Source organism: Luteitalea sp. (assembly GCF_022842525.1).
In the GTDB taxonomy this organism is placed as follows: Bacteria; Acidobacteriota; Vicinamibacteria; order Vicinamibacterales; family Vicinamibacteraceae; genus Luteitalea.
The window spans coordinates 1-4,558 of record NZ_JALHPM010000309.1; the positions used below are offsets into that span (position 1 = coordinate 1).

Annotated in this window: 6 protein-coding genes; 5 read left to right on the forward strand and 1 reads right to left on the reverse strand. The window is 71.4% G+C overall.

Annotated elements, in window-relative coordinates:
* Positions 1-34 precede the first annotated feature (34 nt).
* The gene (locus Q0C41_RS29910) at positions 35-388 is read right to left on the reverse strand and encodes a YciI family protein (RefSeq protein WP_291990425.1); all 354 of its coding nucleotides are present in this window, start codon (positions 386-388) and stop codon (positions 35-37) included.
* A gap of 178 nt (positions 389-566) precedes the next feature.
* Here Q0C41_RS29910 and Q0C41_RS29915 point away from each other — a divergent pair, with 178 nt between their 5' ends.
* The 5 genes from Q0C41_RS29915 to Q0C41_RS29935 form a co-directional block, all read left to right on the forward strand.
* Entirely contained in the window at positions 567-1,178 is a 612-nt protein-coding gene (locus tag Q0C41_RS29915; protein WP_291990427.1) for a TetR/AcrR family transcriptional regulator, read from the forward strand.
* Between the two features lie 106 nt (positions 1,179-1,284).
* Complete coding sequence (locus tag Q0C41_RS29920) at positions 1,285-2,268, forward strand: NAD-dependent epimerase/dehydratase family protein (protein WP_291990429.1); 984 nt, start codon at positions 1,285-1,287, stop codon at positions 2,266-2,268.
* Positions 2,269-2,284: 16 nt separating this feature from the next.
* A complete protein-coding gene (locus Q0C41_RS29925) occupies positions 2,285-3,409 on the forward strand; it encodes an ABC transporter permease (protein WP_291990431.1) in 1,125 nt (374 codons plus the stop codon).
* Between the two features lie 5 nt (positions 3,410-3,414).
* Positions 3,415-4,128 (forward strand): ABC transporter ATP-binding protein, encoded by a 714-nt coding sequence (locus Q0C41_RS29930; RefSeq protein WP_291990433.1) that lies wholly within the window; start codon positions 3,415-3,417, stop codon positions 4,126-4,128.
* A 26-nt stretch (positions 4,129-4,154) separates the two neighbouring features.
* Positions 4,155-4,558 (forward strand): biotin/lipoyl-binding protein (locus Q0C41_RS29935; protein WP_291990435.1); only part of this gene is annotated, 404 nt, incomplete at its 3' end.

The window sequence follows — 4,558 nt, forward strand, 5'->3', positions numbered from 1 at the left end:
CCCGGGGGGGCGCGCCGCGCCAGATCGGCCGACATCACGCCATCGGCAGCAGCGCCGGCCGCACCTCGACGCCCGCCGTCTCGGCGCACGGGGCCCGCGCCGCCCAGGCGAGGGCGTCGTCCAGATTCGGCACGTCGATGATGAAGAACCCCGCGAACTGCTCCTTGGTGTCGGCGAACGGGCCGTCCTGCAGGCGACGCGTGCCGCCCTGCACGCGAACGGTCGTCGCCGTGGCCGGCGCCTGCAATCCCTGCCCGCTGGCGACGATCCCGGCGGCGTTGAGGGCCTGGATGTACGCCGTCCAGCCGGCCCAGTAGGCCCCCGCATTGGCGGACTCCCGGTCGGCGAAGGTGGCCTCGGTCTCGTAGAACATCAGCATGTACTTCATGGTCGTCTCCTGCGAGGCGGTGCCTCGATGGTGGCCCGAGCGTATCGGACGCGGCCGGCTGCCGCGCGGTCACAGGGGCCCTGCACCGGGATGACGCGCGAGGTCCGGCCATTTCGACAGGGCCGGTGCCGCGCCCGTGGACGGTCGTCGCCGGGTGCGATACCGTGGCACCGTTCGCATGCCCACCGTCGCCCGTCGCCCGCGTCAGAAGCCCGACCTCCGCCGCGAGATCGTGACGGCGGCGCGAGCGATGTTCGCCGAGGAGGGGTTCGAGGCGGTGACCATGCGCAAGCTGGCCGCGCGCATCGACTATTCGCCGACGGCCATCTACCTCCACTTCAAGGACAAGCACGCGCTGCTCGAAGCCGTGTGCGAAGAGACCTTCGCGCGGCTCGCGGCTCGTCTCGAGCGGCTCGCGGCCAGGCCACAGCCCCCGCTGCAGTTCCTCCGCGACGGCCTGCGCCTCTACGTGCAGTTCGGGCTGCAGCACCCGTCCGACTACACGCTGACCTTCACGATGGGCAGCGGACAGGCCGAGCCCGATCCCGACGGCTTCGCGGCCTCGGCGGGCAACCGGGCCTTCGACGTCCTGCGTGTCGCCCTGCGACGCGGCATCGAGGCCGGCGACCTGCCGGCCATGGACGTGGACATGGCAGCGCAGGGCCTCTGGGCGTCCACGCACGGGCTCGTGGCCCTCTTCATCGCTCACCCGCACTTCCCCTGGGTCTCCCGGAAGAAGCTGACCGAGCACCTCATCGACACCATGATCGCCGGGTTGCGCCAGGCCTGAGGTCGCCCCGGAGGGGCCTCCCCCACGGTGGGGGAGCCGCGCGCCGGCGTCGTCTTGACAGTCCGGGTTAACGGCGTTAACTTAACGTTGTTAAGTGGAGGAACCGATGGCCATGACCGATGTGACCCCGACCGACGCCTCGACGGCCCTGCATGTGGTGCTGGGCGCTGGCCCTGTCGGCGTGACCCTGGCGAGTCAGCTCGCCGGCCAGGGACAGCAGGTGCGCCTCGTCAGCCGCCGCGGGCTCGGGCCGACCCTGCCTGGCGTGTCTCTCGTGCGGGCCGACGCCTCGAGCGCCGCGGCGCTCCGTCACGCGACGGCCGGGGCGGCCGTGATCTACAACGCCCTCAATCCGCCCTATCACCGCTGGCCGGCCGAGTGGCCCACCCTGCATCGTCATGTCCTGGACGCCGCCACGGCGCACGGCGCCACGCTCGTCCTGGTCGACAACCTCTATGCGTATGGCGACGTCGACGGCGCGCCGCTGACCAGTGCGCTGCCGCAGTCCGCGACGTTCTCGAAGGGCCGCGTGCGGGCCCAGATGGCGGCCTCGCTGCTCGCCGCCGGTCGCACGGGCGACCTGCGGGTGGTCATCGTGCGAGCGAGTGATTTCTTCGGTCCGCACGTGCGGGTCTCGTCGTTCGGTGAGCTGACCGTGCCGGCAGTGCTCGCCGGCCGCAGCGTGGGCGTGATCGGCTCGGCTGACGTCCCGCACTCCCTCACCTACGTGCCCGATGTTGCGCGCACAGCCATCACGCTGGCCGCCGACCCGCGCGCGTGGGGGCGGATCTGGCACGTGCCGTCCCCGCCGCCCCTGACCCAGCGCGAGGCGATCCAGGCGCTGGCCCGCGTCGCAGGCACCATGCCGGCCCGAGGGGTCGTGACGGTGCGGCCCCTGCCGCACATCCTGTTGCGCGCGCTGGGGCTGTTCTCCGCGCCGATGCGCGAACTGCTCGAGGTCGAGTACCAGTTCACGAAGCCGTTCGTCATCGACGCCACCGACACCGAGACCACCTTCGGACTGCACGCCACGCCGTTCGACGAGGCGCTTGCGGCCACCGTCGAGTGGTATCGCCACGCGGCCGCCTGAGCCAGGACCGCCGACCATGCGATCCCTCGCCCTCCGGAACCTGCTCCACGACCGCATCCGGTTCGTCGTCACGCTGACCGGCATCGTGTTCTCGGTGGTGCTGTCGGCCATCCAGCTCGGCTTGTTCGTCGGCTTCACACGGGCGACCTCCGACGTCATCCGCCACTCGGGCGCCGACGTGTGGGTGATGTCGCGCGGCGTCGGCAACCTCGAGAACGGGGTGGAAATCCCAGAGGTGCGGGCGTATCAGGTGCAGGCGGTCGACGGCGTGGCCACCGTGCAGTCGCACCTCGTGGCCTTCGGTAACTGGAAGCGACCCGACGGCGCGCAGGAGGGCTGCCTGCTGATCGGTCTCGAACTCGGCGGCGTGATGGGCCAGCCGTGGAACCTCGTGGCCGGCTCGATCGCCGACCTCGCGCGCCCCGACGCCGTCATCGTCGACGAGCTGTACCGCGACAAGCTCGGCGTCACGCACCTCGGACAGGTCCTCGAGATTCGCGGGCACCGCGTCCGCGTTGTCGGGTTCACGCGAGGGATCCGCACCTTCACGACGGCGCCGCCGGTGTTCACCTCGGTCGAGCGGGCGCAGGACTACGCCGGGCTGCGGTCCGACCAGGCGATGTATCTGCTCGTGAAGGGAACACCGGGCGTCGACCCGGAGGCACTCGCGGCCCGCATCGAGGCGACGGTGCCGGACGTCACGGCGCTCAGTACGGCGGCGTGGAGCCAGAAGCAGCAGGACTACTGGATGTTCGGCACCGGGGCCGGCATCACCGTGCTGATCGCCGCCGGGCTCGGGCTGCTGGTCGGCGTGGTGGTGGTGGCGCAGACGATCTACGCCGCGACCGTCGACCACATTCGCGAGTACGGCACCTTGAAGGCGATGGGCGCCACCAACGGCTACATCTACCGGGTCATCATCCGGCAGGCGACGATCAGCGGCCTCATCGGCTATGCCATCGCCATCGCCATCGCCACCGTCGTGTCGCGCGGGTCGCTGGCTGGCACCACCGCCATCATCATCCCGGCACCGCTGGCCGTCGGCCTGTTCGCGCTGACGATGGGCATGTGCATCGGTGCGTCCATGGTCTCGATCAACAAGGTCACGCGGATCGACCCCGCGATGGTCTTCAAGGGGTAGGCGACGTGTCTGCAGCCATTGCCGTCCGCCGGGTCGTCAAGTCCTACGGTGCGGGAGAGACCGCGGTCCACGCCCTGCGCGGCGTGGACCTGGACGTACACGCCGGCGAGGTCCTGCTGATGATGGGCCCGTCCGGATCGGGCAAGACCACGCTGCTGTCGATCATGGGCGGCATCCTGCAGGCCACGGGCGGGAGTGTGGCGATCGCTGGCCGCGAGATCGTCGGCCTGCCCGAGCGGGCGCTGCCAGAGGTGCGCCTGCGGCACATCGGCTTCGTCTTCCAGGGCTTCAATCTCTTTCCGGCGCTGACCGCGGCGGAGAACGTCGCCATCGCGCTCGACCTGCGCGGCATTCGCGGGCGCGAGGCCGATCGTCGCGCCCTCGCCGCGCTCGACGCGGTCGGACTCGCCGATCGCGCGCATCACCGTCCGGGCGACCTGTCCGGCGGTCAGAAACAGCGCGTCGCCATCGCCAGGGCCCTGGTCGGCGAGCCCGACATCGTCCTCGCGGACGAACCGACGGCGGCGCTCGATCACACCTCGGGCGAGCGCGTGCTCGACCTGCTGCGCCGCGTGGCCACCGAGCAGCGACGGGCCGTCGTGCTCGTCACGCACGACCCGCGCACCTTGCCGTACGCCGATCGCATCGTGCACATCGAGGACGGCGTGCTCCACGGCGAACCCTCCCACGGACGCCTCGGCGAGGCGTCCCTCCCATGAGCCTTGCGAGACACAGGATGAAGACGATGAGAACGATGGTGGCGACCGGACTTGTGCTGCTCGGCGCGAGCGGCTGGCTGATGTGGGCGCGGTCGGGCTCGTCGGCGGCCGGCGTCCCCGCCGCGCGCGAGACCGGGGGGCCGACGACGGACGTCGCGCGCGTGGTGGCGCCGGGACGTGTCGAAGCCGTCTCGGAGGAACTCGAGGTGGCCGCCGAGGTCTCGGGACGCCTGTCCGCCCTGCAGGTCGAGGAAGGCGATCGTGTCGAGGCCGGCGCGGTGATTGCCCGGCTCGAGGACGCCGACTACGCCGCCCGGGTAGCCAGCGCGCGGGCGGCGCTGGCCGTCGCCGACGCCGAAGAGCTGCGCCTCGTGAACGGGGCGCGCCCCGAGGAACGGCGCGAAGCGCGGGCGGCTGCGGTGCAGGCCGA